This is a genomic window from Acidovorax sp. M14, assembly GCF_049331375.1.
Lineage (GTDB): Bacteria > Pseudomonadota > Gammaproteobacteria > Burkholderiales > Burkholderiaceae_C > Acidovorax.
The window spans coordinates 3,896,930-3,922,057 of record NZ_CP186263.1; the positions used below are offsets into that span (position 1 = coordinate 3,896,930).

The 25,128-nt window shown below is 65.9% G+C and carries 24 protein-coding genes; 11 read left to right on the forward strand and 13 right to left on the reverse strand.

Features of this window, described 5'->3' with window-relative positions:
• Nucleotides 1–119: 119 nt before the first annotated feature.
• Nucleotides 120–2,765 carry a circularly permuted type 2 ATP-grasp protein gene (locus tag ACOYR4_RS18135; RefSeq protein ID WP_422847555.1) on the forward strand — a complete coding sequence of 882 codons (2,646 nt, stop codon included), beginning with the start codon at nucleotides 120–122 and terminating at the stop codon, nucleotides 2,763–2,765.
• 2 nt (nucleotides 2,766–2,767) lie between these two features.
• A complete protein-coding gene (locus tag ACOYR4_RS18140; RefSeq protein ID WP_422847556.1) occupies nucleotides 2,768–3,754 on the forward strand; it encodes a transglutaminase family protein in 987 nt (328 codons plus the stop codon).
• Here the strand turns inward: ACOYR4_RS18140 and ACOYR4_RS18145 are convergent.
• The 7 genes from ACOYR4_RS18145 to ACOYR4_RS18175 form a co-directional block, all read right to left on the reverse strand.
• A complete protein-coding gene (locus ACOYR4_RS18145) occupies nucleotides 3,720–4,679 on the reverse strand; it encodes an alpha-E domain-containing protein (protein ID WP_422847557.1) in 960 nt (319 codons plus the stop codon). The genes ACOYR4_RS18140 and ACOYR4_RS18145 overlap by 35 nt on opposite strands.
• Nucleotides 4,680–4,681: 2 nt before the next feature.
• Entirely contained in the window at nucleotides 4,682–6,214 is a 1,533-nt protein-coding gene (locus ACOYR4_RS18150; protein ID WP_422847558.1) for a circularly permuted type 2 ATP-grasp protein, read from the reverse strand.
• A 93-nt stretch (nucleotides 6,215–6,307) separates the two neighbouring features.
• Complete coding sequence (locus ACOYR4_RS18155; protein ID WP_422847559.1) at nucleotides 6,308–7,489, reverse strand: zinc-binding metallopeptidase family protein; 1,182 nt, start codon at nucleotides 7,487–7,489, stop codon at nucleotides 6,308–6,310.
• A 183-nt stretch (nucleotides 7,490–7,672) separates the two neighbouring features.
• Nucleotides 7,673–7,990 (reverse strand): BON domain-containing protein, encoded by a 318-nt coding sequence (locus ACOYR4_RS18160; RefSeq protein WP_015015472.1) that lies wholly within the window; start codon nucleotides 7,988–7,990, stop codon nucleotides 7,673–7,675.
• A 165-nt stretch (nucleotides 7,991–8,155) separates the two neighbouring features.
• The gene (locus ACOYR4_RS18165) at nucleotides 8,156–8,548 is read right to left on the reverse strand and encodes a hypothetical protein (protein WP_422847560.1); all 393 of its coding nucleotides are present in this window, start codon (nucleotides 8,546–8,548) and stop codon (nucleotides 8,156–8,158) included.
• Nucleotides 8,549–8,622: 74 nt separating this feature from the next.
• On the reverse strand, nucleotides 8,623–8,787 hold the full coding sequence (locus tag ACOYR4_RS18170) for a DUF1328 domain-containing protein (RefSeq protein ID WP_010463174.1): 165 nt from the start codon (nucleotides 8,785–8,787) through the stop codon (nucleotides 8,623–8,625).
• Nucleotides 8,788–9,090: 303 nt separating this feature from the next.
• Complete coding sequence (locus tag ACOYR4_RS18175; RefSeq protein WP_422847561.1) at nucleotides 9,091–10,497, reverse strand: CHASE3 domain-containing protein; 1,407 nt, start codon at nucleotides 10,495–10,497, stop codon at nucleotides 9,091–9,093.
• Between the two features lie 122 nt (nucleotides 10,498–10,619).
• Here ACOYR4_RS18175 and ACOYR4_RS18180 point away from each other — a divergent pair, with 122 nt between their 5' ends.
• A complete protein-coding gene (locus ACOYR4_RS18180) occupies nucleotides 10,620–11,252 on the forward strand; it encodes a response regulator (protein WP_015015475.1) in 633 nt (210 codons plus the stop codon).
• A 131-nt stretch (nucleotides 11,253–11,383) separates the two neighbouring features.
• On the opposite strand, the gene ACOYR4_RS18185 is transcribed toward ACOYR4_RS18180, so the two are convergent.
• The 4 genes from ACOYR4_RS18185 to gpmA form a co-directional block, all read right to left on the reverse strand.
• Nucleotides 11,384–11,821, reverse strand: coding sequence for a response regulator (locus tag ACOYR4_RS18185; protein ID WP_043566880.1), 438 nt, complete (start codon nucleotides 11,819–11,821; stop codon nucleotides 11,384–11,386).
• 112 nt (nucleotides 11,822–11,933) lie between these two features.
• Nucleotides 11,934–12,683: a HesA/MoeB/ThiF family protein gene (locus ACOYR4_RS18190; RefSeq protein ID WP_422847562.1), complete on the reverse strand. Its 750-nt coding sequence runs from the start codon at nucleotides 12,681–12,683 to the stop codon at nucleotides 11,934–11,936.
• A 105-nt stretch (nucleotides 12,684–12,788) separates the two neighbouring features.
• Nucleotides 12,789–14,225 carry a S41 family peptidase gene (locus tag ACOYR4_RS18195; protein WP_015015478.1) on the reverse strand — a complete coding sequence of 479 codons (1,437 nt, stop codon included), beginning with the start codon at nucleotides 14,223–14,225 and terminating at the stop codon, nucleotides 12,789–12,791.
• A 122-nt stretch (nucleotides 14,226–14,347) separates the two neighbouring features.
• Nucleotides 14,348–15,091 carry a 2,3-diphosphoglycerate-dependent phosphoglycerate mutase gene (gene gpmA / locus ACOYR4_RS18200; RefSeq protein WP_422847563.1) on the reverse strand — a complete coding sequence of 248 codons (744 nt, stop codon included), beginning with the start codon at nucleotides 15,089–15,091 and terminating at the stop codon, nucleotides 14,348–14,350.
• Between the two features lie 87 nt (nucleotides 15,092–15,178).
• On the opposite strand from gpmA, the gene ACOYR4_RS18205 reads away from it, so the two are divergent.
• From ACOYR4_RS18205 to ACOYR4_RS18220, 4 genes are all read left to right on the forward strand, one after another.
• Complete coding sequence (locus ACOYR4_RS18205) at nucleotides 15,179–15,586, forward strand: rhodanese-like domain-containing protein (protein ID WP_110960116.1); 408 nt, start codon at nucleotides 15,179–15,181, stop codon at nucleotides 15,584–15,586.
• A gap of 81 nt (nucleotides 15,587–15,667) precedes the next feature.
• Complete coding sequence (gene grxC, locus ACOYR4_RS18210) at nucleotides 15,668–15,925, forward strand: glutaredoxin 3 (RefSeq protein WP_015015481.1); 258 nt, start codon at nucleotides 15,668–15,670, stop codon at nucleotides 15,923–15,925.
• Nucleotides 15,926–16,033: 108 nt separating this feature from the next.
• Nucleotides 16,034–16,492 carry a protein-export chaperone SecB gene (gene secB, locus ACOYR4_RS18215; RefSeq protein WP_060985051.1) on the forward strand — a complete coding sequence of 153 codons (459 nt, stop codon included), beginning with the start codon at nucleotides 16,034–16,036 and terminating at the stop codon, nucleotides 16,490–16,492.
• A gap of 52 nt (nucleotides 16,493–16,544) precedes the next feature.
• Nucleotides 16,545–17,561, forward strand: coding sequence for an NAD(P)H-dependent glycerol-3-phosphate dehydrogenase (locus ACOYR4_RS18220; RefSeq protein ID WP_422847564.1), 1,017 nt, complete (start codon nucleotides 16,545–16,547; stop codon nucleotides 17,559–17,561).
• 329 nt (nucleotides 17,562–17,890) lie between these two features.
• On the opposite strand, the gene lysA is transcribed toward ACOYR4_RS18220, so the two are convergent.
• Entirely contained in the window at nucleotides 17,891–19,135 is a 1,245-nt protein-coding gene (gene lysA / locus ACOYR4_RS18225; protein WP_422847565.1) for a diaminopimelate decarboxylase, read from the reverse strand.
• A 237-nt stretch (nucleotides 19,136–19,372) separates the two neighbouring features.
• Between lysA and ACOYR4_RS18230 the strand changes: the two genes are divergently transcribed.
• Nucleotides 19,373–20,323: a LysR family transcriptional regulator gene (locus ACOYR4_RS18230; RefSeq protein WP_422847566.1), complete on the forward strand. Its 951-nt coding sequence runs from the start codon at nucleotides 19,373–19,375 to the stop codon at nucleotides 20,321–20,323.
• Nucleotides 20,324–20,435: 112 nt separating this feature from the next.
• On the opposite strand, the gene coaD is transcribed toward ACOYR4_RS18230, so the two are convergent.
• Complete coding sequence (gene coaD / locus ACOYR4_RS18235; RefSeq protein ID WP_015015486.1) at nucleotides 20,436–20,942, reverse strand: pantetheine-phosphate adenylyltransferase; 507 nt, start codon at nucleotides 20,940–20,942, stop codon at nucleotides 20,436–20,438.
• Nucleotides 20,943–21,160: 218 nt separating this feature from the next.
• Here coaD and ACOYR4_RS18240 point away from each other — a divergent pair, with 218 nt between their 5' ends.
• The 3 genes from ACOYR4_RS18240 (at nucleotide 21,161) to ACOYR4_RS18250 (ending at nucleotide 25,116) form a co-directional block, all read left to right on the forward strand.
• Nucleotides 21,161–21,973: a DUF3667 domain-containing protein gene (locus ACOYR4_RS18240; protein ID WP_422847567.1), complete on the forward strand. Its 813-nt coding sequence runs from the start codon at nucleotides 21,161–21,163 to the stop codon at nucleotides 21,971–21,973.
• A gap of 75 nt (nucleotides 21,974–22,048) precedes the next feature.
• Nucleotides 22,049–23,314, forward strand: coding sequence for a hypothetical protein (locus tag ACOYR4_RS18245; protein ID WP_422847568.1), 1,266 nt, complete (start codon nucleotides 22,049–22,051; stop codon nucleotides 23,312–23,314).
• A 71-nt stretch (nucleotides 23,315–23,385) separates the two neighbouring features.
• On the forward strand, nucleotides 23,386–25,116 hold the full coding sequence (locus tag ACOYR4_RS18250; RefSeq protein ID WP_422847569.1) for a TPM domain-containing protein: 1,731 nt from the start codon (nucleotides 23,386–23,388) through the stop codon (nucleotides 25,114–25,116).
• Nucleotides 25,117–25,128: the final 12 nt, after the last annotated feature.

Sequence of the window (25,128 nt, forward strand, 5' to 3'; positions counted from 1 at the left end):
GACGCCAGTGGCCTGGCAAAGCCAGTTCCACGGCGTCCACTGGTCGGGGCCGCGCTGGCTTTGCAGGCTGTGGGTAACCCGCAGAGTGCCGGAGACCAAATGCCCGAAAATCGAGCGCAGTGAACCATCTCAACGACAGCCTTCCATCCCCCGACCCTTCCGACAGCGCGGCCCAATGGGCGGCTGCGCTGGCGCCTGCTGCGGCGGCCGGGCATTTTGACGAGTTGCGGGGTGCCCGTGTGCCGGACGACTCCAGCACGGCCACCGCAGCATCAGCTCCTAAATCAATAGCAACCGACCCAAATATCACTAGCGCCTGGGCCCAATTTTTCGACCAACTGGGCCCCGAGGGCTTTCAGGACCTGGACCGGCGCATGCAGAGCCTGCAGCGCCAGGTGCGCGACAACGGCATCACCTACAACGTCTATGCCGACGCCGATGGCCCGCAGCGGCCTTGGTCGGTGGACCTGTTTCCGCTGATCCTTTCGCAGGGCGACTGGGCACACATCGAGCGCGGCGTGCTGCAACGCGCGCGCCTGCTCAACCGCGTGATGGCCGACGTGTATGGCCCCCAGGAGCTGCTGCGCAAAGGCCTGCTGCCCAGCGCGCTGGTGCAGGGCCACCCGGGCTACCTGCGCGCCATGCATGGCGTGCAGCCCGTGGGCGGCACCCATTTGCACATCGCGGCGTTTGACATGGCGCGCGACGCGCAGGGCGACTGGTGGGTGGTGACGCAGCGCACGCAGGCGCCCTCAGGCCTGGGGTATTTGCTGGAGAACCGGCTGCTCATCTCGCGCCTGTTCCCCGAGGCGTTCAGCCAGATGCATGTGCAGCGCCTGGCCGCCACCTACCGCGCGCTGCTCGACGGGCTGCGGCAGATGAGCCCGGCGGGAGCGGATGCGCGCATCGTGCTGCTCACGCCCGGCCCGTACAACGAGACCTACTTTGAGCATGCCTACCTGGCGCGCTATCTGGGCCTGACGCTGGTGGAGGGCAACGACCTCACGGTGCGCGACGCGCGCCTGTACCTCAAGACGCTGCATGGCCTGCAGCCGGTGCACGGCATCTTGAAGCGCCTGGACGACGAGTTTCTGGACCCGCTGGAGCTGCGCAGCGACTCGCGCCTGGGCGTGCCCGGCCTGCTGCAGGCCATCCGCGCGGGCAACGTGCTCGTGGCCAATGCGCCGGGCTCGGCGTTCCTCGAATCGTCGGCGCTGCTGGGCTTCATGCCCGCGCTGTCGCGCCACCTGCTGGGCGAGGAGCTGGCCCTGCCGTCGCTGCCCACCTGGTGGTGTGGCGAGCGCTCGGCCATGCAGGCGGTGCTGCCACAGCTCGCGCACAGCGTGATCCGCCCCACCTGGCCCATGGCGCAGCGCGTGCCCGTGCTGGGCGGTGCGCTGTCGGCGCAAGACCTGGTGCAGTGGTCCGCACGCATCGAGGCCCAGGGCGATGAATACACGGTGCAGGCCCACCTGCCGCTGTCGCAAATGCCCACCTGGCGCACCAAGGACACGGAGGGTGCAGCGCCGGAAAGCAGCCCCATCGCCCCCCGCTCGGTGATGCTGCGCGTGTTTGCGGTGTGTGATGGCCCGGGCTCTTGGCGCGTATTGCCGGGCGGACTGGCCCGCCTGGCCCAAGGCGACAGCGGCATTACATCGATGCAGCGCGGCGGCAGCAGTGCCGACGTGTGGGTGCAGACCGATGGCCCCGTGGACACCACCACGCTGCTGGCCCACAACCAGGCTGCGCCCGCCGTGGTGCACCGCAGCCGCCAGGTGACCAGCCGCGCGGCCGAAAACCTGTTCTGGCTGGGCCGCTACACCGAGCGCACCGAGAACGTCACGCGCCTGGCGCGCATCACGCTGCAATGCCTGAACGGCGAGGACCAGACCTCGCAACCGCTGCTGGCTTGGCTGAGCGCCATGGGCGTGAGCCAGGGGCTGGTGCTGCCCACGGTGCCTGCCGCGGGGCAGGCGCGGCGCGTGTTCGAGCGCTCGCTGATCGCCGGGCTGACGCAGCCCGCTCAGGTGACCAGCGTGGGCTTCAACCTGCGCGGCATTCTGGGCGCCGCATCGGCCGTGCGCGACCGCCTGTCGCAAGAGCACTGGAACCTCATCGTGCGCGCCGAAGCGGAGTTTTTTGCGCCCCGCACCGGGGCCGAAGACGACGGCGACTATTCGCCGCTGGATGCGCTGCGCCAGTTGGAAGTGCTGAGCGGCCACACCGCCGCCATGACCGGCCAGCAGACCGACCGCATGACCCGCGACGACGGCTGGCGCCTGCTGTCCATCGGGCGGCATCTGGAGCGCCTGGGCTTTCTGGCCTCGGCACTGGAAAGCGGCCTGCAGACCGGCGCCGTGCACGATGAAGGCGGCTTTGAGGCCATGGTGGCGCTGTTTGACAGCACCATCACGTTCCACGCGCAGTACCAGCAGCGGCGCGACATGCCCGCGCTGCTGGACCTGCTGGTGATCGACCGCGACAACCCCCGCTCGCTGGCCTGGGTGGCGCAGACGCTGCGCGGGCGCATTGCCAAGATCGAAGCGGCTGCGGGCACGCCCGGCGAATCCGCCGCCATGGGCATCCCCGAGGCCTCCGACCTGTCGCTGGTGGCCCTGTGCACACAGGATGCCGAGGGCCGCCATGCCGCGCTGGAGGAGTATCTGGGCCGCTGTGTGCGGGGCGTGTTGGGACTGTCGGATGTGCTAGCCACGCGCTACTTCACCCACTCCATCGATGCGTTGCGGCACAGCGTAGGAGCTTGACCATGAAGCTGCGCGTCATCCACGAAACGGTGTACCACTACACCCCCACGGTGCAGAACGCCCAGCACATGGCCCATCTGCGCCCGCGCACCGGCGTGGTGCAGCGCGTGCTGACCCACAGCCTGCAGGTGGACCCCGCCCCAACCCAGTGCAACATGGTGCAGGACGTGTTTGGCAACACCCGCACGTTCTTCAGCCTGCCCTTCACCCACGAGCAACTGCGGGTACGCGCCGAAAGCCTGCTGGAGACCCGACCCGTGCCCGCCGCACCGCCCGGCGAGCCATGGGAGGCCGTGCGCGAGCGCCTGAGCTACCGGCGCGGTCAGCCCTACCATGCGGCCACCGAGTTCAGCTTTGCCTCGCCCTACATTCCCAGGCACGCCGACTTTGTGGCCTATGCCGCCGAGAGCTTTGCGCCGGGCCGACCGCTGATGCAGGCCGCCAGCCACCTGATGTCGCGCATCCATGCCGACTTTGCCTACACCGCCAATGCCACCGACGCGGGTACGCCCGCGCTCGAATCGCTGCGGCTGCGCCGGGGCGTGTGCCAGGACTTTGCCCACGTGATGATCGGCTGCCTGCGCAGCCTGGGCCTGGCAGCCCGCTATGTCAGCGGTTACCTGCTGACCGAGCCCCCGCCCGGACAGCCCCGGCTGGTGGGCGCCGATGCCTCACACGCGTGGGTGTCGGTGTGGTCGCCTTCAGCGGATGACAGGGGCGGCGCGCTGGACGAGACCACCTGGTTTGACCTGGACCCCACCAACGACCGCCCGGCAGGCGAAGACTACGTGACCCTGGCCATCGGCCGCGATTTTTCGGATGTGTCGCCGCTGCGCGGCGTGATCCACGGCGGCGACCACCATGTGCTGCAGGTGGGGGTGACGGTCGAGCCGGTGCCCGAAGCCATAGCCGCTAGTGCTGCGGCCGCTGCACCGACTGCGTCATACACACCCCTCACACTGCCGCAGGCACCAGGAAGTCCCGGCTGATCCGCGCCCCCAGGTCGTTCACCCGCTCCAGGAACTGGGTGAGGTAGGCGTGCAGGCCATGGGTCAGGATTTCATCGATGCGCGCGAACTTGAGGTGCGCCAGCAGCCGCCCCGCGTGCCGCTGGGTCTCGGCCGACTGGCCGCTGGCCAGCATGTCGAGGTTGCCCAACACCTCCTTCATGCAGGCGTGCAGCGAGCGGGGCATGTCGGCCCGCAGGATCAGCAGCTCGGCCACACGCTCGGGGGTGATCACATCGCGGTACACCTTGCGGTAGGTCTCGAAGCCCGACACGCTGAGCAAGATGGCGCTCCAGTGATAGAAGTCATAGTCTTGGTCCTGCGCCGCGGCCGCGCCCCTGAAGTCGCTTTGCACCGCGTGGAACTTCACGTCCAGCAGCCGCGCTGTGTTGTCGGCCCGCTCCAGAAACGTGCCCAGCCGCATGAAGTGCAGCGCCTCGTCCTGCAGCAGGGTGCCCACCGTCACCCCGCGCGACAGGTGCGAGCGGAACTTCACCCATTCGAAGAACCGTGCAGGGTCCTGCTCCAACGCACCGCTCGCAATCAGGCGGTTCACTTCAAGCCAGGTCTGGTTCTGGATCTCCCAGGCCTCGGTGTTGAGCGCCCCGCGCACCGCCCGCGCGTTCTCGCGCGCGGCCTGCAGGCAGGCCACGATGGACGAAGGGTTGCTCGGGTCCTTGACCATGAAGTCGAGCACCTTGACGGGCGTCACCTCGCCATGCTGGGCGGTGTAGGCGGGCAGCAGCTCGCTGATGGACAGCAAGCCCTGCCAGCCGAGGGTGGCCACCTCGGTCGATTGGGGCAGCAACGCGCTCTGGTAGTTGACGTCCAGCATCCGGGCGGTGTTCTCTGCCCTTTCGGTGTAACGGGCCATCCAGAACAAATGATCGGCGGTGCGGCTCAGCATGGTCATTCCCTCCCTTGGCGTTGTGTTTGCATGGGCAGGGACGAGCCCTGCGCTGCCGCAGGCTGGTCGCCCAGCACCCAGGTGTCCTTGGTGCCCCCGCCCTGCGACGAATTGACCACCAGCGATCCCTCCTTGAGGGCCACGCGCGTGAGGCCGCCCGCCACCATCTGCACCTTCTGGCCGCTGAGCACAAAGGGCCGCAGGTCGATATGGCGGGGTGCAATGCCGTTGTCCACATAGGTGGGGCAGCTGGAGAGACTGAGCGTGGGCTGGGCGATGTAGCCGTCGGGCTTGGCGATGATTGCGGCGCGAAAGGCCTCGATCTCGGCCCGGGTGGCTGCGGGGCCAATCAGCATGCCGTAGCCGCCCGCGCCGTGCACCTCCTTCACCACCAGTTCGTGCAGGTGGTCCAGCACGTACCGCAGGTCATCCGGCTTGCGGCACATCCACGTTGGCACGTTCTGCAGGATGGGCTCCTCCCCCAGGTAGAAGCGGATCATGTCCGGCACATAGGGGTAGATGGATTTGTCGTCGGCCACGCCCGTGCCCACGGCGTTGCAGATGGCGACATTGCCCGCCCGGTAGGCGGCCATGAGCCCCCCACAGCCCAGGGTGGAAGTGGGGCGGAAAACATCGGGGTCGAGGAAATCGTCATCCACGCGGCGGTAGATCACATCCACCCGCTGCAGCCCGCGCGTGGTGCGCATGTACACAAACTGGTCCTTGACCACGAGGTCCTGTCCCTCGACCAGCTCCACGCCCATCTGCTGCGCGAGGAAGGCGTGCTCAAAGTAGGCGCTGTTGTACATACCGGGCGTCAGCACTACCACGGTTGGATCGGCCGCGCCGGCCGGGGCGCTGGCGCGCAGGGTGTCCAGCAACAGGTCCGGGTAGTGCGCCACCGGTGACACCTGATGCTGTGCGAACAGTTCGGGGAACAGCCGCATCATCATCTTGCGGTCTTCGAGCATGTAGCTCACGCCGCTGGGCACGCGCAGGTTGTCTTCCAGCACGTAGTACACGCCCTCGCCCGACGCATCCGGCGCACGCACGATGTCGATGCCGCTGATGTGGGAGTAGATGTCGAGCGGCACATGAACGCCGACCATCTCGGGCCGGAACTGGGCGTTGCGCAGGATTTGCTCGGCGGGCACGATGCCGGCGCGCAGGATGTCCTGGCCGTGGTACACGTCGTGAATGAAGCGGTTGAGCGCCGTGACCCGCTGCACCAGGCCGCGCTGCATGTGCGCCCATTCCTGCTGCGGAATGATGCGCGGGATCAGGTCGAAGGGGATGAGCCGCTCGGTGCCCGCGCCGTCCTCGTCCTTGGCGCCATACACGGCAAAGGTAATGCCCACGCGCCGGAAGATGACCTCGGCCTCGGCGCGGCGCGCCTGCATGGACTCGGCGCTCTGGCGCGCCAGCCATTGCGCAAACCGCGCATAGTGGGGCCGGACATCGCTGCCCGCCCAGCCTGCCGCACCGTCCAGGCCGGCCAGGGGCAGCCAGGTAACCATCTCGTCGAACTTCTGCATGAGAGCCAATCTCCTGCAAGCCCTCAAGCAAGTTCCAGGCCGTTTTCAAGCCCAGCGGATGGCATGGCCGCCGAGTTTAAGCCAAACCGCCTGCTAGCGCCGGTCTTTATTGGCTGATTTGCTATTCTTTTTGATATTTTGATGGGCAGCAGGTGGGGCTGGCGGAACGGGGGCCGGAGAGGCCACAGGGGCCGGCCGTGCGGCCGCTTCGCGCACCATGTCGTGCACAAAGCGCAGCTTGGCCAACACCGCGCTTGCCAGCGCAAACGGGTAGGCGTCGGGCTGCCCCAGGCTGCGTGTGAGGCTGTTGAGCAGCAGCGTCAGCGGCACCAGGTGCTGCACCATGGACTGGAAGTCGGGCGCCGGACTGGCAAAGGGGTCGATGGCGCTGCTGCGCTGCGGGCCGTAAATCCCGGGCACGGTGACCTCGGTGGCATAGCTGGCCGAGGTTTCCAGCAGGTCGATCATGTGCAGGTAGTGCGCCCAGGTTTCGGCCCAGTCTTCCCAGGGGTGCGCGGCGGCGTAGGCGCTCACATGGTGGTCGGCCCAGTCGTTGCCGTCATTGCCCTTGGCGTAGTGCGCCTCCAGGGCCGCTGCATAGTCCTGGCGCTCGTCACCAAACATCTGGCGAAAGTCGTCCAGCCGCCCGCCATCGCGCACCAGCTGGTCCCAGTAGAAGTGCCCGGACTCATGGCGCAAATGGCCAATCAGCGTACGGTAGGGCTCACCCAGCGCGATGCGGCGGCGCGCACGTTCATCGTCATCGGCCTCCGCCACGTTGAGGGTGATGGTGCCGTTGTTGTGGCCCGTCAACACGGGTGGGCCGCCCGGCACCTCCGCCAAAAATTCAAACACCGGGCTTGTGCCGCCGGGCGCAGGCTCCAGGCCCAGACGGGCCAGGCTGTAGAACAGCCGCCGCTTGGCGGCTTCGATCTGCATCCAGCGTCCCATGTTCGCAGGCTCAGACAGGTCGGGCATCACACGGGTCTGGCGGCACGACACACACAGCTCTGTGAAATCGTGGACGGGTATCGCAAAGTTGCAGGCTTGGTGGTCCGTGTGGTTGCGGCACATGCGGTACAGGCGCCCGCTGGAATGAGCGTCGCCCTGCCTGCCCCGGCGGCGCCACAGGTCTGCACCATCCTGTGGCGCAGGGGTCAGTGCAGCCATGGTCAGCACATCGGGCACAAATGCCAGCGCACTGCCGCAATGCAGGCACTGCACGCTGTCAAAAAAAACCAGATGACCGCAATGGTCGCAATTGAATACCCGCATGGTGTGGAGCTTATACCCCGTGGCCCGGAGCAAGGTGAATGAACAGTGCAGGTTCCACCCGATACATCAACAGGGTGGGCCCATAAAAAAACAGGCCCCGGGACATGCCTGGAGCCTGCTTCAGGGGGTAACGCCATCAGGCGGGAGCGCTAGGCCCATGCGCGTGGCGCAAGCCCCGTCCGGTCAGGGACGCACAACGATGCTGTTGCGCACTTCGCGCACGTGCTTGGTGTTGCGGGCAATGTTTTCAGCCTGGTTCTTTTCGGTCTGTGACTTGGCAAAGCCCGACAGCTGGACCGTGCCGTTCAGCGTTTCCACGCTGATGGAGGTGGCGGACACGTTCTTGTCTTCGGCCATCTTGGCCTTCACGGCAGCGGTGATGCCGGCGTCATCCACATAAGAACCTACAGTCTGCTGTTCGCGAGCCACCGAGCAGCCCGTGGCCGTAACGATGGTGATGCCAGCGACTGCGGCGAAAGCGAGGGCACGTGCGTATTTCATGGTGTTTTCCTTGTTCAAGAATGGTTGGGAACGCGGGTGCTGGGACATATTCAATCCACCGGTCTGTTGCACCCTCCGCGACCGGCGGACTGTGGGAAAGGGGCCAAAAAATCAGCGCTGGCGGGGCACCGGCGGATGAACGCCAGCATCCCCCACCTTCAACGCTCAGTATGCATCGCGGCGGCGCGATATCCGCATCGCCACGGTGGCCAGCAGGGCACCCGATGCGGCGGCGATCACCAGCGACTTGCCGGGCTGCTCGGCCACGTACTTGCTGGTAGCCTCTGCGGCCTGCTGCATCTGGCGGCGTGCACGCGCGCTGGTCTCGGCGCAGTAGTCAATGCTGCGGGCAGCCAGGTCCTGGGCACGGGCCGCCAGGTCGTCAATGGCGGGGTCTGCCTGGCGGCGCAGGGCACGCACGCTGGCTTCGGCCTTATCGAGCGACTGGTCTGCGGCAGCACGCGTGGTCTGCACAGCCTCTTGGGCACTTTGCAGCACGTCATCGGTGAGGTTGCGAACGCCCGTCGTCACTTTGTCGGTTGCGGTCTGAAGGCTCATCAGAAAACTCCTTGGGATATGCAAAAGGGGAATGCGCGAGGGGGTGGGTCGAAGGCCGGGCCGTCAGGCCAGGCTTACCCCTTTTTGAGCAGACCCAGCACGAAGGTGACCACGGCCATGATCACGAACACAAAGAACAGAATCTTTGCGATGCCCACGGCGCCGGCAGCAATACCGCCAAAACCGAAGAGGGCTGCAATCAGCGCGATCACCAGAAAAACAACTGCGTAGTGCAACATTTCCATCTCCTTATGGGTGGCCGGCTTGCCGGCAGATCGGGTGGCGCCAAAACCTCAGCGCCTGGGGTCAACTGTAGGTATCGCCCGCAGCCCTGAATGCCGGTGTGCGGCGCGCCCCCGTGTCGGCGGCGCAGTGGGGGTGGTGTAGGACGGCACGCACGGGCAGATGCCGACGGCTACGCCGCGCAGGGCGGTGCTGCGGCCCAGGTGCAGCGCCCCGTGCCCGTGATAGCTGTCACCAGTTCGCCGTGCACTGCGGCGAGAGGGAAAGAAGAGGGAAGGGAAAAGCCGCCGGTCTGCGCTTTAGGCGTCGTGCGCAGCGGCGTTGTGGCGCAACTCCGGCGTATTTCGCGGCAGTGGCAAAACGGCCGACAGCAGCGTGCCATTGCCTGGGCGCGAGGTGAGCGTGAGGCGCCCACCAGCCGCCTCGACCCGGTGGCGCATGCCAGCCAGGCCATGCGAGGTGGGACGCACGCTGCCGGGGTCAAACCCTACACCGTCGTCGCGCACCTGCACCGCCACATGTGTGGGGTAGCCGTGCACCGACACCAGTACCTTGCTGGCCTTGGCGTACTTGCCGATGTTGGTCAGCGCCTCCTGCACCATGCGGTACACCGTGAGCTGCGCTGCATCGGGCAATTGCACCGGCTCCAGGCTGGTCTCGACGTCGATGCCCGCGCGCTCGGCGTATTCGCGCGTCAGGATCTCCAGCGCGGCCGTGAGCCCCAGGTTCGACAGGGACGAAGGCCGCAGGTCTTCGATGATGCGGCGCTTGAGCGCAATGCCGCTGTTGAGCGTCTCCGTCAGGTGCTTGAGCCGCTCCGACACATCGGGTGCGGTGGCGTCGATCTTGGACTTGAGGCGCGCCACATCGAGCTTGGCGGCCGTCAGCAGCGCACCCAGCTCGTCATGCAGCTCTCGCGCCAGATGGCCGCGCTCTTCTTCGCGCACCTGCTGCAGGTGGTTGGCCAGTTCAGACAACGTGGCGGTGCGGTCCCGCACAAGGCCCTCCAGACGGTCGCGCTCGCGCTCCAGCAACTCTTGCTCGCGCAGGTTCACCGTTTGCACGGCCTGCGTCTGGCGCAGGTACATGTAAAAGGCCAGCAGGCCGATGGCAGTGACCGTGGCAATGCCGATGCGCGACAGCATCAGCGACTGCTCGATCTGCTCGCGGCCCTGCTGCAGGCGCTTGTCGCTGCGGGCGATGAGCTCTTGCGCATGTTGGCGGATCGCCTCCATGTGTTCCTTGCCCACATCAGTGTTCAGGATGAACTTCCACGCGTCTTCGTTGCCCTGGCGGCGCAGGCGTAGGCTCAGTTCCATCTCGGCCAGCTTGCGCGATATCTGCCGCGACAACAGCGCAAACTCCTGCATGTCTTCCGGCGAGGCCATGAACTGCATACGCAGGCTGTCGAGATTGGTCTGCACGGTGGCTACGGCCTTGTCGTAGGGCTCCAGGTAGGTTTCGTTGCCCGTGAGCAGATAGCCGCGCTGACCAGTTTCTGCGTCCAGCATGCTCTGCAGCAGCTTGTTCACATCAGACCGTGTGGTGAGCCCCTGGGCCAGTTGTTCCACCGCATCTTGCGAACGCATGTGCCCCGTTTCATTGATGCCCACCAGCACCATGGCCGCCAGCAGCGCCATGGGCAGGCTCAAGGCCATCTGTCGGACTTTTGGTAACCAACGCCGGGTGTTTTCTTGGAGATTCATACGCTTATTCTGGATAATGACCGACTACCGTTTTGACGCCCCTGCCGTGCCATGACACGATGGGGCATCTGGACTTCAACACACACCGGCAGTCTGTGGCTGCCGCCTCGAAAGAAGCATCAATGATCAAGATCGGCATTGTGGATGACCATGCGATTGTTCGTTCCGGGCTCAAGCAGTTCCTGTCCGAGCATGTGGACCTTCGGGTCGAGGGCGAAGCCGCCAACGGCCGCGAGGCCATCGACCTGGTGCGCAACAAGGAAATCGATGTACTGCTGATGGACCTGTCGATGCCCGGGCAAAGCGGGCTGGATGCCTTGGCTATGCTGCGCGCCAAGGCGCCTGACATGGGCATCCTGATTCTGAGCGGGTACCCCGAAGAACACTATGCGATCAACCTGATCCGCCAGGGCGCGAGCGGCTACCTGAACAAGGAGTGCGAGCCGTCGGAAATTGTGGAAGCCATCCGCACCATCGCGCTGGGCCGCCGTTACCTGACGCCTGCCGTTGCCGAGCTGCTTGCGCAGCAACTCAACCGCAAGGACGACGCGCCGCCGCACGAGCAGCTGTCGGAGCGCGAGTTCCAGGTGTTCCTCAAGCTGGCCAAGGGAGAGACGGCGGGGGACATTGCCAAGTCGCTGTCGCTGAGCGTGAAGACGGTGAGCACCTACCGCACACGCCTGATGGAAAAAATGAGCCTGTCGTCCAACAGCGACCTGACCTACTACGCGCTCAAGAATCGCCTGATCGACTGACATCGCCTCGCCTGCCTGCGCCCTGCTGCCTCGCAGGGCTCGGGCAAGGTCACCTGCCGCACTCCAAAAAAGGGAAGAAAAGCAAACACCGCGACCACCGCATGCACCTACGCACGCGGCGGCGGGTGGTGTCACTGCGCCGCGCCTGATGAGGCAGCTGGCGCTCCGCCGCTGCTGGTTGCGCCCATGGTGTGCGACAGGCTGCTGTGTTGCACGCAATAGTCCACCAGGGCATCGATCTCGTTGGACTTGTCGAACACCGCATCCACGCCCAGTTGCGCACAGCGCATGCGCACATCGGGCGTGGCGTAGTTGCTGAGCACGACCATCTTTTGCCCCGGCCGACGCGTACGGCAAGCCGCCAACACACCCAGCCCGCTGCCTTGCCGCAAGAACAGATCGACGATGGCCAAGTCCCATTCCTCGGGGTGGGTGGACAACCAGTTCGTGCCCTCGTCTTCCGTTTCTGCCACGCCCACTGCTTCCACAGACGCCAACTCCTCCAGAGTCCCGATCAGGTTCTCTCGGATGGTGGCGTTGTCTTCAACAATGTAGGTGCGCAGTTTCACGGGCGGGTCCATCTGTACGGACAGCGCAGATCACCCTGTCCTAGCCTTGAATTTAAGGCTTCTGTCCGCCGGATTCTGCCAGCCACAGCACGCTGGCCATGTAGGAAGAGTCCTACCGCGCAACACATACCGGACAGTCGGCATGGCGCTGCACCCGCATGGTGTTCCACTCCATGGCCCGGCCATCCAGCATGAGCAGCCGACCCGCCAGCGACTGCCCCACCCCCGCGATAAGCTTGAGCGCTTCGGCCGCCTGCATCGCGCCCACCACACCCACCAGCGGTGCAAACACCCCCATCGTGGAGCAGCGGACTTCCTCAAACTCCGCGTCGGGCGGGAAGATGCAGGCATAACAAGGCGACTGCGCATCGCGCGGGTCCACCACCGTGATCTGCCCGTCAAACTGGATCACAGCCCCTGCCACCAAAGGCTTGTGATGGCGCACACACGCCGCATTGACCGACTGGCGGGTCGCGTAGTTATCGCTGCAGTCGAGCACCACCGTGGCATCGCGCACCAGGCTGTCCAAAGCCGCAGCATCCACCCGGGCCTGCAGGGCGGTGACGTGCACCTCGGGGTTGATGTCGGCCATGGCCTGCGCCGCCGACTGGACCTTGGGAGTGCCCACACGGGCTGTGGTGTGCGCGATCTGGCGCTGCAGGTTGGTCAGGTCCACCACATCGTCATCAACGAGGGTAATGCGCCCCACACCGGCAGATGCCAAATACAGCGCAGCGGGCGACCCCAATCCGCCAGCGCCGATGATGAGCGCATGGGCCGCCAGCACCCGCTCCTGCCCTTCGATGCCGACCTCGTCGAGCAGGATGTGGCGGGAATAGCGCAGGAGCTGGTCGTCGGTCATGGGAAGGCTGGCCTGCAGCGGCCAAAAAATCAACGGTGAAACAGGCGGACATGAAAAAGGCTGGATTCCTCGCGAAATCCAGCCCGGGTTCAGAGCGCGAAGGGCTCAATTCTCTTTCTTTTCTTCCTTGCGCTCTGTCAGCGTCTTGCTGACCAGCACGGGGCGGCCCTTGAGCTGATTGAGGGCCTGCACCAGCTGGAAGTCCTTGTCGGAGCCAAACTCGGGCACCTTGCGGTCGGCCGCAGGCTTCTTGGCCTCTTCTTCCATGCGCTTGCGGGCTTCCTCGCGGGCTTTCTCGCGGGCCTCGTCCTTCTTCTCTTCACCCTGGCCGCTATTCAAATGCTTGTCCAGGTCCGCTTCGCGCATGCGCAAGGCGGCGAAGATGTTGCCCTCTTCCGACTCGTCAATCATCACGTCGGGCACGATGCCCTTGGCCTGGATCGACTTGCCGCTGGGGGTGTAGTAGCGGGCAGTGGTCAGCTTGATGCCCGTGTCAGGGCCCAGCGGCCGCACGGTCTGCACCGAGCCCTTGCCAAAAGTCTGGCTGCCCATGATGGTGGCGCGCTTGTGGTCCTGCAATGCGCCCGCCACGATCTCACTGGCGGAGGCCGAGCCCTCGTTGACCAGCACCACCAGAGGCACCGACTTGAGGGACGCTGGCAGGCGCTTGAGCGGATCACCGCCGCCCCGGCGCTGGTAGTAGTCGGGCGCGGCCTTGTAGGTGGCCTTGCTGTCGGCCAGCTGGCCGTTGGTGGTCACCACCGTCACGTTCTCGGGCAGGAAGGCCGCAGAGATAGCCACGGCGGCATCCAGCAGGCCGCCCGGGTCGTTGCGCAGGTCCAGCACCAGGCCCTTGAGATTGGGCTCCTGCTTGTAAACCTCTTCCACCTTGCGCACAAAGTCATCCACCGTGCGTTCTTGGAATTGAGACAGGCGGATCCAGGCGTAGCCCGGCTCGATCACCTTGCCCTTGACGGACTGGGTTTTGATCTCTTCCCGGGTGATGGTGACAGGGAACGTGCGGTTCTCGTCCTTGCGGAAGATGGTGAGCGTGACCTTGGTGCTGGGCTCGCCACGCATGCGCTTGACGGCGTCATTCAGCGCCAGGCCCTTGACGGCGGTTTCGTCGATCTTGGTGATCAGATCGTTGGTCTTGAGGCCGGCGCGGAAGGCGGGAGAGCCCTCGATGGGAGACACGATCTTGATCAGGCCGTCTTCCTGCGTGATCTCGATGCCCACGCCCACAAAGCGGCCGGAGGTGCCCTCGCGGAATTCCTTGAAGGACTTCTTGTCGAAATACTGGGAGTGCGGGTCCAGGCTGGACACCATGCCGGAGATGGCGTCGGTGATGAGCTTCTTGTCATCCACCGGCTCGACGTAATCGGTCTTGACCAGACCAAACACGGCGGAGAGTTGCTGGATTTCCTCAAGTGGCAACGGTGTCATGGCGCCGCGCGCCACCGTTTGCAGTGACACCGTGGTGAGCGCACCCGCCACCACACCTACCGATACCCATCCTGCAATCTTGAGTTTGTGGCCCATACAACACCTTTTACCGCTTCGAAACCAATATACACCTTGGAAGGGCCAAACCCGCCGCAGTTCCGCATGCACGCTCACTTTGGCGGGGATAAGCGGGGTTTTCCCCGCTCTTTACCTGCGATTTACGCTTTGCCCTGCGATGCCACGGCAGCTGCAGCCTTGGCCGCCGCTTCGGCATCGCCCAAATAGTAGTGACGGATGGGCTTGAGGTCGGCGTCGAGCTCGTATACCAGTGGAATCCCGTTGGGAATGTTCAGGCCCACGATGTCGGTCTCGGAGATGTTGTCCAGGTACTTCACCAGCGCGCGGATAGAGTTGCCATGCGCAGCCACCACCACCCGCTTGCCCGAACGGATGGCGGGCGCCATGGCCTCGTTCCAGAACGGCAGCACGCGGGCCACGGTATCTTTCAGGCACTCGGTCAGGGGCACATTCTCGGCAGCCACCCCAGCGTAGCGGCGGTCACCACGCTCGCTGCGGGGGTCGGTGGCTTCCAGTGCGGGCGGCGGCGTGTCATAGCTGCGGCGCCACACCAGCACCTGTTCGTCGCCGTACTTCTTTGCCATGTCGGCCTTGTTGAGGCCCTGCAGCGCGCCATAGTGGCGCTCGTTCAGGCGCCAGTCCTTGACCACGGGCAGCCAGGTGCAGTCCATCTCGTCCAGGGCGTACCACAGGGTGTGGATGGCGCGCTTGAGCACGCTGGTGAACGCCAGGTCGAACTCGTAGCCCTCAGCCTTGAGCAGCTTGCCGGCCGACATGGCCTGGGAGACGCCGGTGGGCGTGAGATCCACATCGGTCCAGCCGGTGAAGCGGTTTTCAAGGTTCCAGGTGGATTCGCCGTGGCGGATCAAAACGAGCTTGTACATGGTTTCCCCAGGAAATACGGGCTAAAGAAAAAGCAGACCAAACCCGGCATTCTAGAATTACGCGGTTCGCCAACCCAAGGAAGCTTCGTGAAATTCATTATTGATAACTGGTATCTGTTCCTCGTTGCACTGGCTTCGGGCAGCATGCTGCTGTGGCCGGTCCTGCAGAACGCCAGTGGCGGCTCGCTGACACCCGCACGCGCCGTGCAGCTCATCAACCGCGAAAAAGCGGTGGTCATCGACGTGTGCGAAGCCGAGGAATTCGCGGCCGGCCACGTCACCGGCGCCAAGAACGTGCCCGTCTCCCAACTGGAAGAGCGCCTGCCCACTGTGGTCAAGAACAAGGCCCTGCCCGTGGTGCTGGTCTGTGCCAGCGGTGCCCGCGCCAATCGCGCTGTCGGCATTGCCAAAAAGCTGGGCTACGACAACGCCCAGGCCATGGCTGGCGGCATGAAGGCCTGGCGCGAAGCCAGCCTGCCTGTGGAAAAAGCCTGATCCGCCCCCAGTTATTCGGTCAGCGCTAGTCTTGCGACTGGTTTTTCAGTCCCACAGGAAGAAGAAAGAGGAAGGTTCGCCATGCAACCCGTGAAGATGTACACCACCGCCGTCTGCCCCTACTGCATCCGGGCCAAGCAGATCCTCAAGTCCAAGGGCGTGGAGCAGATCGAGGAGATCCGCATCGACACCGACCCCGCCGCGCGCAGCCACATGATGGAAATCACCGGCCGCCGCACGGTGCCGCAGATCTACATCGGCGACACCCACGTGGGCGGCCACGACGACCTGGTGGCACTGGACAGCCGTGGCGAGCTGATGCCCCTGCTCGGCGCCTGACCGCCTCTTCGGGCGCTGCATAATGCAGCCCCATGTGCCCGCTGCGGGAGCTGCTCCCCGGCGGGTTTTGTTTTGCTAGCAATTTCGTAAGAGCAAAGAGACTTCACCATGGCCGACCAAGAAAACCCCGTGTTCCAGATCCAGCGCGTCTACCTCAAGGACATGTCGCTGGAGCAGCCCAACTCCCCCGCCATCCTGCTCGAACAAGAGCAGCCCAGCGTGGACATCCAGCTCGGCGTGGAAGCCACCCCTGTGGCCGAAGGCATCTTTGAAGTGGCCGTGACGGCCACCGTGCAGACCAAGATCAAGGACAAGACCGTGTTCCTGGTCGAAGCCAAGCAAGCCGGCATCTTCGAAATCCGCAACGTGCCCGAAGACCAGATGGGCCCCATCATGGGCATCGCCTGCCCTCAGATCGTGTACCCCTACCTGCGCGGCAACGTGGCCGACCTGATCAACCGCGCTGGCTTCCCGCCCGTGCACCTGGCCGAAATCAACTTCCAGGCCATGTACGAGCAACAGCAAGCCCAGGCTGCCGGCCAAGCTTCGCCCATCATCACGCAGTAAGCACTCACAGGCGTTTATGCCTGTAGTGCTGGATGAATAAGCGCATACAGCTATGAAAATCATAGTATTGGGCGCTGGAGCCTGGGGGACGGCGGTGGCCATGAGTGCCGCCCTGCACCCCGCAGGCCATGCCGTCACCTTGTGGGCGCGCGATGCCGCCCAGGCGGCCCAGATGCAGACGCAGCGGCACAACGCGCGTTACCTGCCCGGCATCACCCTCCCCCCCTCCCTCACGCTGGCCCATGGCGACTTTGCTGCGCTATGGACCGGCGCCGACCTCGTCATCGTGGCCACACCCATGGCCGCCTTGCGCGGCATGCTGCAGGCCCTGCACGGCTGCGCCGCGCCCGTGGCCTGGCTGTGCAAGGGTTTTGAAGCCGTGCCTGCGGGGGCCGACCCGGCATCGTTTGGGCTGCTAGCGCACGAGATACAAGCGCAGATAGCTCCTGATTTAATAGCAGGCATATTCAGCGGCCCCAGCTTTGCGCAGGAGGTGGCACTGGGCCAGCCCACCGCCCTGGTGGCAGCCAGCCCCCATGCGCAGGTGCGGGATGCGCTGGTCAGCGCCTTCCACAGCCCCAGCGTGCGTGTATATGCCAACGAAGACATTGTGGGCGTGGAGGTGGGTGGCGCGGTGAAAAACGTGCTGGCCATTGCCACCGGCCTGTGCGACGGGCTGGCGCTGGGGCTGAACGCCCGCGCCGCACTCATCACGCGCGGCCTGGCCGAGATGACGCGGCTGGGCTTGGCGCTGGGCGCGCGCCCCGATACCTTCATGGGCCTGTCGGGCCTGGGCGACCTGGTGCTGACCTCCACGGGCGACCTGTCGCGCAACCGGCGCGTGGGCATGCTGCTGGCCGAGGGCAAGACCTTGCCGCAGGCCGTCGAGTCGCTGGGCCATGTGGCCGAGGGCGTTTACAGCGCCCGCACCGTGGCGCAGCGGGCAGCAGCGCTGGGGGTGGACATGCCCATCACCCGCGCGGTGGTGGCGCTGCTGGATGGCCAGCTCACCCCGGCCGATGCGGTTGTCACGCTGATGGGGCGCGGGCCGGCCTCTGAGTTGGTGTGACCCCCTACTGCTCCCCCAAGACAAAAGGCCCCTGCGGAATTCCTCAGGGGCCTTTTTTGCGGCGCTGTTTGCAATGCGCACCGGGGTCTGGATTCAGAACACCCCAAACAACATCAGCAGCAGCACAACCGACAGCGGTACGCCAAGTAGCCAGGCAATGAGAGGCATGGGAATCTCCTTGAAAGGGTGAGAAGTTCAGGTGGTTTCACTGTATTTCTCACCCCGTCTGGCGCTTGTCCGGCTTTGCACCCCAAAACCGTAGTCCCTCACCTACCCGCACCTTTTGCAGGTTCAGCCCACGGCGCCCCTGAGCAGCGCTGTGGCCTAGCTTACAGCCCCAGTTCCAGCGCCAGCAGTTCGTCCACTGTCTGACGGCGGCGGATCAGGCGGGCCTGGCCGCCGTCCACCAGCACCTCGGCAATCAGCGGACGGGTGTTGTAGTTGGAGGACATGCTGGCGCCGTACGCGCCCGTGTCGTGGATCACCAGCAGGTCACCCACCTGGGCGGCGGGCAGGTCGCGCGGCAGCACCACGCCGCCGTCGCCTTGGGTGAACACGTCGCCCGACTCGCACAGCGGGCCTGCCACCACCGTGGGCTGCTCGGCGGCCGTGGAGCCATCGCGGTGCAGCACGCTCATGGCGTGGTAGCTGCCGTACATGGACGGGCGCATGAGTTCATTGAAGCCGGTATCGACCAGCACGAAGTGGTTGCTGCCCGCGTTCTTGGTGGCGCGCACCTGGCCCAGCAGCACGCCAGATTCGGCCACCAGAAAGCGGCCGGGCTCGATCTCCAGGCCGAGCTTGTGGCCCACGATGGCCTCGGCCTGCTGGCGTGCGGCGTCCCACAAGCCGTGGTAGTGCTGCGTGTCCACCACCGGGTCACCGCTGCGGTAGGGGATGGACAGGCCGCCTCCCGCCGAGATGGCGTGCAGGTCATGCCCGGCCGCATGCGCAGTGCGCACAAGGTTGACCATGGCGCCGCACACTTCCTGCAGGTGGCTGTAATCGACGCCCGAGCCGATGTGCATGTGCAGACCCACCAGCTTCAGGCCGTGCTGCTTGATCGCGGCCAGCGCCGCAGGCAGGTCGGTGTGCCAGATGCCGTGCTTGCTGTGCTCGCCGCCCGTGTTGGTCTTGTTGCTGTGGCCGTGGCCAAAGCCGGGGTTGATGCGCAGCCACACCGCATGGCCCGGCGAGCGCGCGCCCAGCTGGTGCAGCATGTCGATGGAGCCTGCGTTGACGGGCACGCCATGCTCCACCACGCAGTCGAGCGTGGCGGCGTCGAACAGGTCGGCGGTGAAGACGATCTCCGACGGCTCTCCGCCCGCCACGTAGCCCGCTGCCAGCGCGCGCAGGATCTCGCCGCGCGAGACCGCATCCACCTTCACGCCCTGCTCACGCATGAGCTTCAGGATGTGGATGTTGGAACAAGCCTTTTGCGCAAAGCGGATGGTCTCGAAGTTGGACACCTGCGCAATGCGCTGGCGGATGGTCGCCGCGTCATACACCCACAGCGGGGTGCCAAACTGGTCGGCCAGGGCCCAGAGCTGGGCGGGGGAGAAAGGGTTGGACATGGGGAGGCTCCAGGGGTACTAAGAGCGGCTGACAAAACTCAGCGAAGCGGTTCTGGCTAGGCGCTGTGCTGCAGGCAGTACGAGCAGTAAGACAAGACACAGCAACGGCGCCAGAAGAGTTTTGTTAGCCGCTCTCAGCGTGAACGATGCGCGGATGATGCCGCCATCCATGCATTCAGTCGAATGCTTTGATTTACGCCATCCATTCAATATGGATATGCTCTGTGCATGACTGGCATGACCGAGCCCACCCTCACTCACCGCATCACCCACCGCCATATCGAGGTCTTCCGCGCCGTGATGACCGCTGGCAGCGCCACCGGCGCGGCCGACCTGCTGCACAGCTCGCAGCCCACGGTGAGCCGCGAGCTGGCGCGGCTGGAGTCGCTGCTGGGCTACGCGCTGTTCGAGCGCGTGCAGGGCCGCCTGCGCCCCAACGCGCGGGCGCTGGCGCTGTGGGACGAGGTGCAACGGTCGTGGCAGGGGCTGGAGCGCGTGGTGGACCGGGCCGTGGCGCTGGGCCGGTCGGGGGCCGTGCAGTTGTCGGTGCTGTGCCTGCCCGCGCTGGCCCATGCGCTGCTGCCGGGCGCGGCGGCACGGCTGATGCGGTCGCACTCCGAGGCACACTCCACAACGCGCTTATCTGTCACGCCACAGGAATCGCCCCTGCTGGAAGAATGGATGAGTGCCCAGCGGTTTGACCTGGGCCTGTGCGAGCAGACCACCGCCCCACCCGGCACGCGGGCGGAGGTGCTGCTGACGCTGGACGAGGTGGCCGTGCTGCCCGCAGGCCACGCACTCGCGCACCAGCCGGTGCTGGACCTGGCCGACTTTGCGGGCGAGTTTTTTGTGAGCCTCTCGGCCGAAGACCCCTACCGCCGCCTGATCGACGCCCGGTTTGCCGAGGCGGGCGTGGAGCGCACGCTTCGCGTGGAGACCCACAGCGCCGCCGCAGTGTGCGCCATGGTCGAGCAGGGCCTGGGCATCGCCATCGTCAACCCGGTCACCGCCCTGGCCGCCGCCAGCGAGCGACTGGTGCTGCGGCGGCTGGCGTTTTCCATCCCGTTCAGCGTGACGGCGCTGCTGCCGCTGTACCGCCCACCCCTGCCCGAGGTCGTGCCCATGCTGGACGCCCTGCGCGCGCAGGCACACGCCATTGCGGAGAGGCTACCGCCCGCCATGGACTGAGGCCACAGGATCTAGATACTATGATTTTGATAGCATCCAGGGCATATCGCACCGGCGCTATCAGCACAAAAGAGCCACAACCGAGGCTCTGGGTGCGTTTCGGACAGTGTCCTCAGCCGCCCGGCGCCGCGAGGCTACGCACCTTGACCGCCAGTCGCTCTTCCACCGAGGGCGATACGAACTTGGTCACCTCGCCGCCCAGCACCGCGATCTCGCGCACAAAGGTGCTGCTGATGAACTGGTACTTGTCGCTGGGGGTGAGGAACACGGTTTCGACCTGCGGCATCAGGCTGCGGTTCATGCCCGCGAGCTGGAACTCGTAGTCAAAGTCCGTCACGGCGCGCAGGCCGCGCACCATGGCCTTGCCGCCGCGCGACACCACAAAGTCGCGCAGCAGGCCCGAGAAGGGCTCGACCTGCACCTGGGGATACATCTTCACGGCCTCGCGCACCATGTCGATGCGCTCTTCCAGCGAGAACAGGGTCTTTTTGTGGTGCCCCGCCGCCACGGCCACGATCACACGTTCAAACAACTGGGTGGCTCTGCGCACCACATCTTCATGGCCCAGGGTGATGGGGTCGAAGGTTCCGGGGTACACGGCGAGCACGTTCTGGGCCATGGCTGGTTGTCTCCTGTCTGGCGATTGACGTTGGCCCCGGCCCCCGGGGCGCTCCCCGCAGGGCCCGCCGGGCCGCGTGCGCGCATTATGCAGTGCAGTGCAACATGAACCCGGACACCACATCCGCCCGACCGCCGCATCGTCCACCTGAACGATGCCAGGCGCAGGCTCGCGGCCTACCATGCCCAGCCCTTTCTGCCCCAAGGTAGGCCCCGCCTGTGACCTCCTCCCCCAACACCTCCCCCAACACCTCCCCCAGCACCCCCATCAACGACGCGCTGTTCGACACCACCGCCTGCCTCAACTGCGGCGCGGCGCTCACTGGCCCGTTCTGCGCACACTGTGGGCAGAAGAAAGCGGCGCGCATGGGCACCCGCATGGTGCGCAAGGAGGCCTGGGAGCGGTTCCGGTGGTTTGAGTGGAGCACCATCCGCAACGCGCTGCGGGTGCTGCCGCAGCCCGGCACCATGGCGCGCGAGTATGTGCTGGGCCAGCGCAAGGACCACCCGCACCCGCTCACGCTGCTGTTCCTGTCCATCGGCTTTTTGCTCATCGTGCTAGGACACACCGACTACCTGCGGCCCGAGCTGCCCAGCGAGGCGGCGCAGCGCATGTATGCGCTGGTCACTGGGTATTCGAAGTGGTCGTTTTCGCTGGGGGCGGTGGCGGCTTTGGCCAGCATGTGGCTGGTGTTCCGCCGGCGCGGCTACAACCTGGCCGAGCTGCTGGCGCTCGCGTTGTACTGCCAGGCGGTGTTCATCGCGCTGCAGATGGTAAACCAGCTGCCGCTGGTGCTGGCGCATTCGCCGGAACTGCTCAAGTGGCACAAGCAGTGGTCGCCCTGGTACATGACGGCGCTGCAGACGTTGATGTTCATGCTGGCGCTGCGGCAGTTCTTTCTGCTGGACCTGCGCCGCGACGCGGGCTGGCTGCTGCTGGCCGGGGCGCTGTTTGCCGGGCTCAAGTGGCAGGCCACCCAGCTCTATGCCCGGGGCGTGGTGGAGCTGGTGCTCTGGCAGATGGGCGGCTGAGCCACCCGGTGTCCGCTGAAAAATGTGAACCAGTTCACGATTGTGTGTCGGAGTGCCACCACATCCTTCACCTGAATGATGCCGCCCTGGCGGCAACGCACCTACGATCCGCCGCAGTTCAACCCATACAGCGAAAAGGAGGCCACCTTGGCCGGTCAGGAGTGGGATATGCAGCGCATGGGGCAGCACCCAGGCATCCCGGGTTTCGAGGCCTTGATGGCCGAAAGCCTGGAGGCCCTGGGCGAGCCCGGCATGGTGGAGCGCCTGCTGCGCCGCCTGGGCGAGGCGCTGGGCAGCCACAAGGTGGTGCTGTTCTGCCCCCTGCCCGGCTCGGACGACCCGCTGACCGCCTACCAGTGGGGCATGCCCGACGATTTTCTGGCGCGCTACGCCAACCTCATCCAGGGCTGCGATGCCTGGAGCGAGGCGCTGGAGCGCCAGCAGGGCGCCGCGCTGGCGCGCGGCGGCTCGCTGAGCCAGCAGCTGGTCAGCACCCCAGCGCTGCGGCGGGGTGCGTTTTATGCCGACTACCTGCGGCCCCTGGGCATCGATGCCATGGTCAACAGCATCGTCGAGGCCTCGCCCGAGGTGGGCATGCATGTGCTGGCGATGTACAACGATCTGGGCCAGAGCGAATTCACACCCGAACAATTCGCCCGCCTGCGCGCCGCCACGCCGTGGGTGCGCAGCCTCATGCGCGCCCAGCGGCGGCTGCAGCAGGCCCAGCGCCACACCAGCGCGCTGGAGCGCACGCTGGACCAGCTGCCCCTGGGCGTGATGCATGTGAACCGCCGGGGCGAACTGCGCTACCTGAACGAACACGCCCGCGCCTGGCTGGGCATTGAAGACGCCTGCCGCATCCTGCTGCGCGGCGCCACCGGCTGGCAGGCGCGCCAGCCACTGCAGCTGGCACAGATCCACCCCGCGCTGATCCCACTGTTGGGCTCCAGCCTGAGCACGCAGACACCGGTCTCCGCCCGCCTGCAGCCCCAGCACCCCGGTGCCCCTGCCACGCTGGTGGCCCTCGCCGCACCCCTGCGCGGCGGTACGGCCCCTGCCACTGGCGAGGCGCTGGCCCAGTTCATCCTGGTGCCCGAAACCCCGCCCCATGCAGGCGCCACCGTGTCGGTGTGCAGCGCGCTCTATGGCCTCACCCCTGCCGAAGCTGCCCTGCTGCCCCTGTTGCTGCAAGGCATGACACCGCGTGAAATGGCCGACACCCGCCAAGTGAAGATGCCCACCGTGCGATCGCAGCTGGCCAGCCTGTACGCCAAGACCGGCACCCGGGGCCAGGCCGAACTGGCCCAGCGTGTGCTGCGCGTGGCGGCCTTGGTGGCCTGACTTCTTTCTCTCTGTTTTTGTCTCTTTTATTCCTAGCGCGGCGCCGAGCGCCGCATGAAAGGCCCCTGCCCATGACCTTGTCTCGCCACTCCTTGCCCCACCTGCGCCAACTGCGACCCATCGCCCTGGCCTGCTGCGCCCTCGTCGGCCTGGCGGTCGGCGGCCTGGCCATGGCCCAAAAGAACGCCGCCGTGGCCAAGCCCAGCAAGGCGCAGCTGGTGGCCGACCTCGCCGCCACACTGCAGGCCTGCTCGTACGACGGCAGCCCACTGGCGTTTTCGCCGCCCGACCTGTCCAAGGGCGGCGGCACCGGCAAGCAGGTGGTGGCCGAGATCATGAAATACACCGGCCTGCCCGCCAACTTTGTGGTGGTGGAGGGCAAGGTGCCCAACGCGGCCGCCGTGATCATGCAGGGGCCCGACCAGGTGCCCCGCCGCGTGATTGCCTACAACCCGGCCTTCATGGGCCAGGTGATCGAGGCCACCAAGTCCAACAACTGGGCGCCCGTGAGCATCATGGCGCACGAGATCGGGCACCACCTCTCGGGCCACACCATCGTGCCCGGCGGCAGCCAGCCGCCCATCGAGCTGGAGTCCGACAAGTTCAGCGGCTTTGTGCTCTACAAGATGGGCGCGCCGCTGGCCGACGCCCAGCGCGCCATCGCCACGCTGATCCCCGAGAAGGACGGCGAAACCCACCCCGGCCGCAGAAAGCGCCTGGCTGCCATCGAGTCGGGCTGGAAGGAAGCCTGCGAGCTGCAGGGCGGCGGGCCACAATGCTCCGGCGGGCTGCCGGTGCGCACGGCAGCAGTGGCGCCTGCTGCACCATCGCCAGCGCAGGCACCCGCCACCCCGGTGGCCAAGGCCCCGGCACCCACGGCTGCGCCCACCCCCACGCCAGCCACCCCTGCGGCCAAGGCGCCGGCCCCGGCCCTGGCAGCTGCCGCCGCCGAAACCCTGCCCAAGGTCGACGTGGCCGCAATCCCGTCCAAGGGCACGCAGTTCATCTACGACGAGTTCGGCATCCTGGACCCGGTCATCCGCGCCCAATTTGAAAAGCAGATGTACGAGCATGCGCAAAAGACGGGCGTGGAGATCGTCACCCTGCTGGTGAAGGACCTGGACGGCAAGAGCGCCGAGGACTACGCGCACGCCATGATGCGCCAGCTGCGCGTGGGCAAGCTCGACGTGGGCAACGGCGCCGTGCTGGTGGTGGCGCCCGAGCAGAACCAGGCCGCCGCCGTGCTGGGCGCGGGCGTGGCGCTGGAGATGGGCAGCCATGACAAGACCGAGCAGCTCAAGCGCTGGATGAACACCGCATGGGCGCTGTGCAAGAAAAAGAACGCCTGCGGCAACTGGACCGAGAACCTGATGCTCGCGGCCGACCACATCCGCCGCGACACCAGCCGCGCCGACTGGACCATCGCCTACCAGTCGCTAGGCGACATCCAGAAGGCAGACGCTGCCGAGAACGGCAAGGTCACCAACCCCAACGACAGCAAGGTGTGGCGCAAGATCGTGCGCCTGTCAGGCACCGTGGAAAGCCTGAACCCTCCCTCTGGCAACAAGGCCGCCTGGGTCAACGACGCAAAGGTGCAAAGCGGCAAGCAGCCCGTGCTGCTGCGCAGCGCTGAAGGCCTGACCACCATGCTCTATGTGGACCCGCGCACCGCCGCACTGCAACCGGGCGGCAAGCTGGAACAGGGCAAAACCTACACGGTCATCGCGCGTGCGGCCGCCCTGTCGTGGAACCCCAAGGACACGCAGTCGCTGGACGTGCTGAGCTACGCCGTCACCGAATAAGCCGCTGTCCCG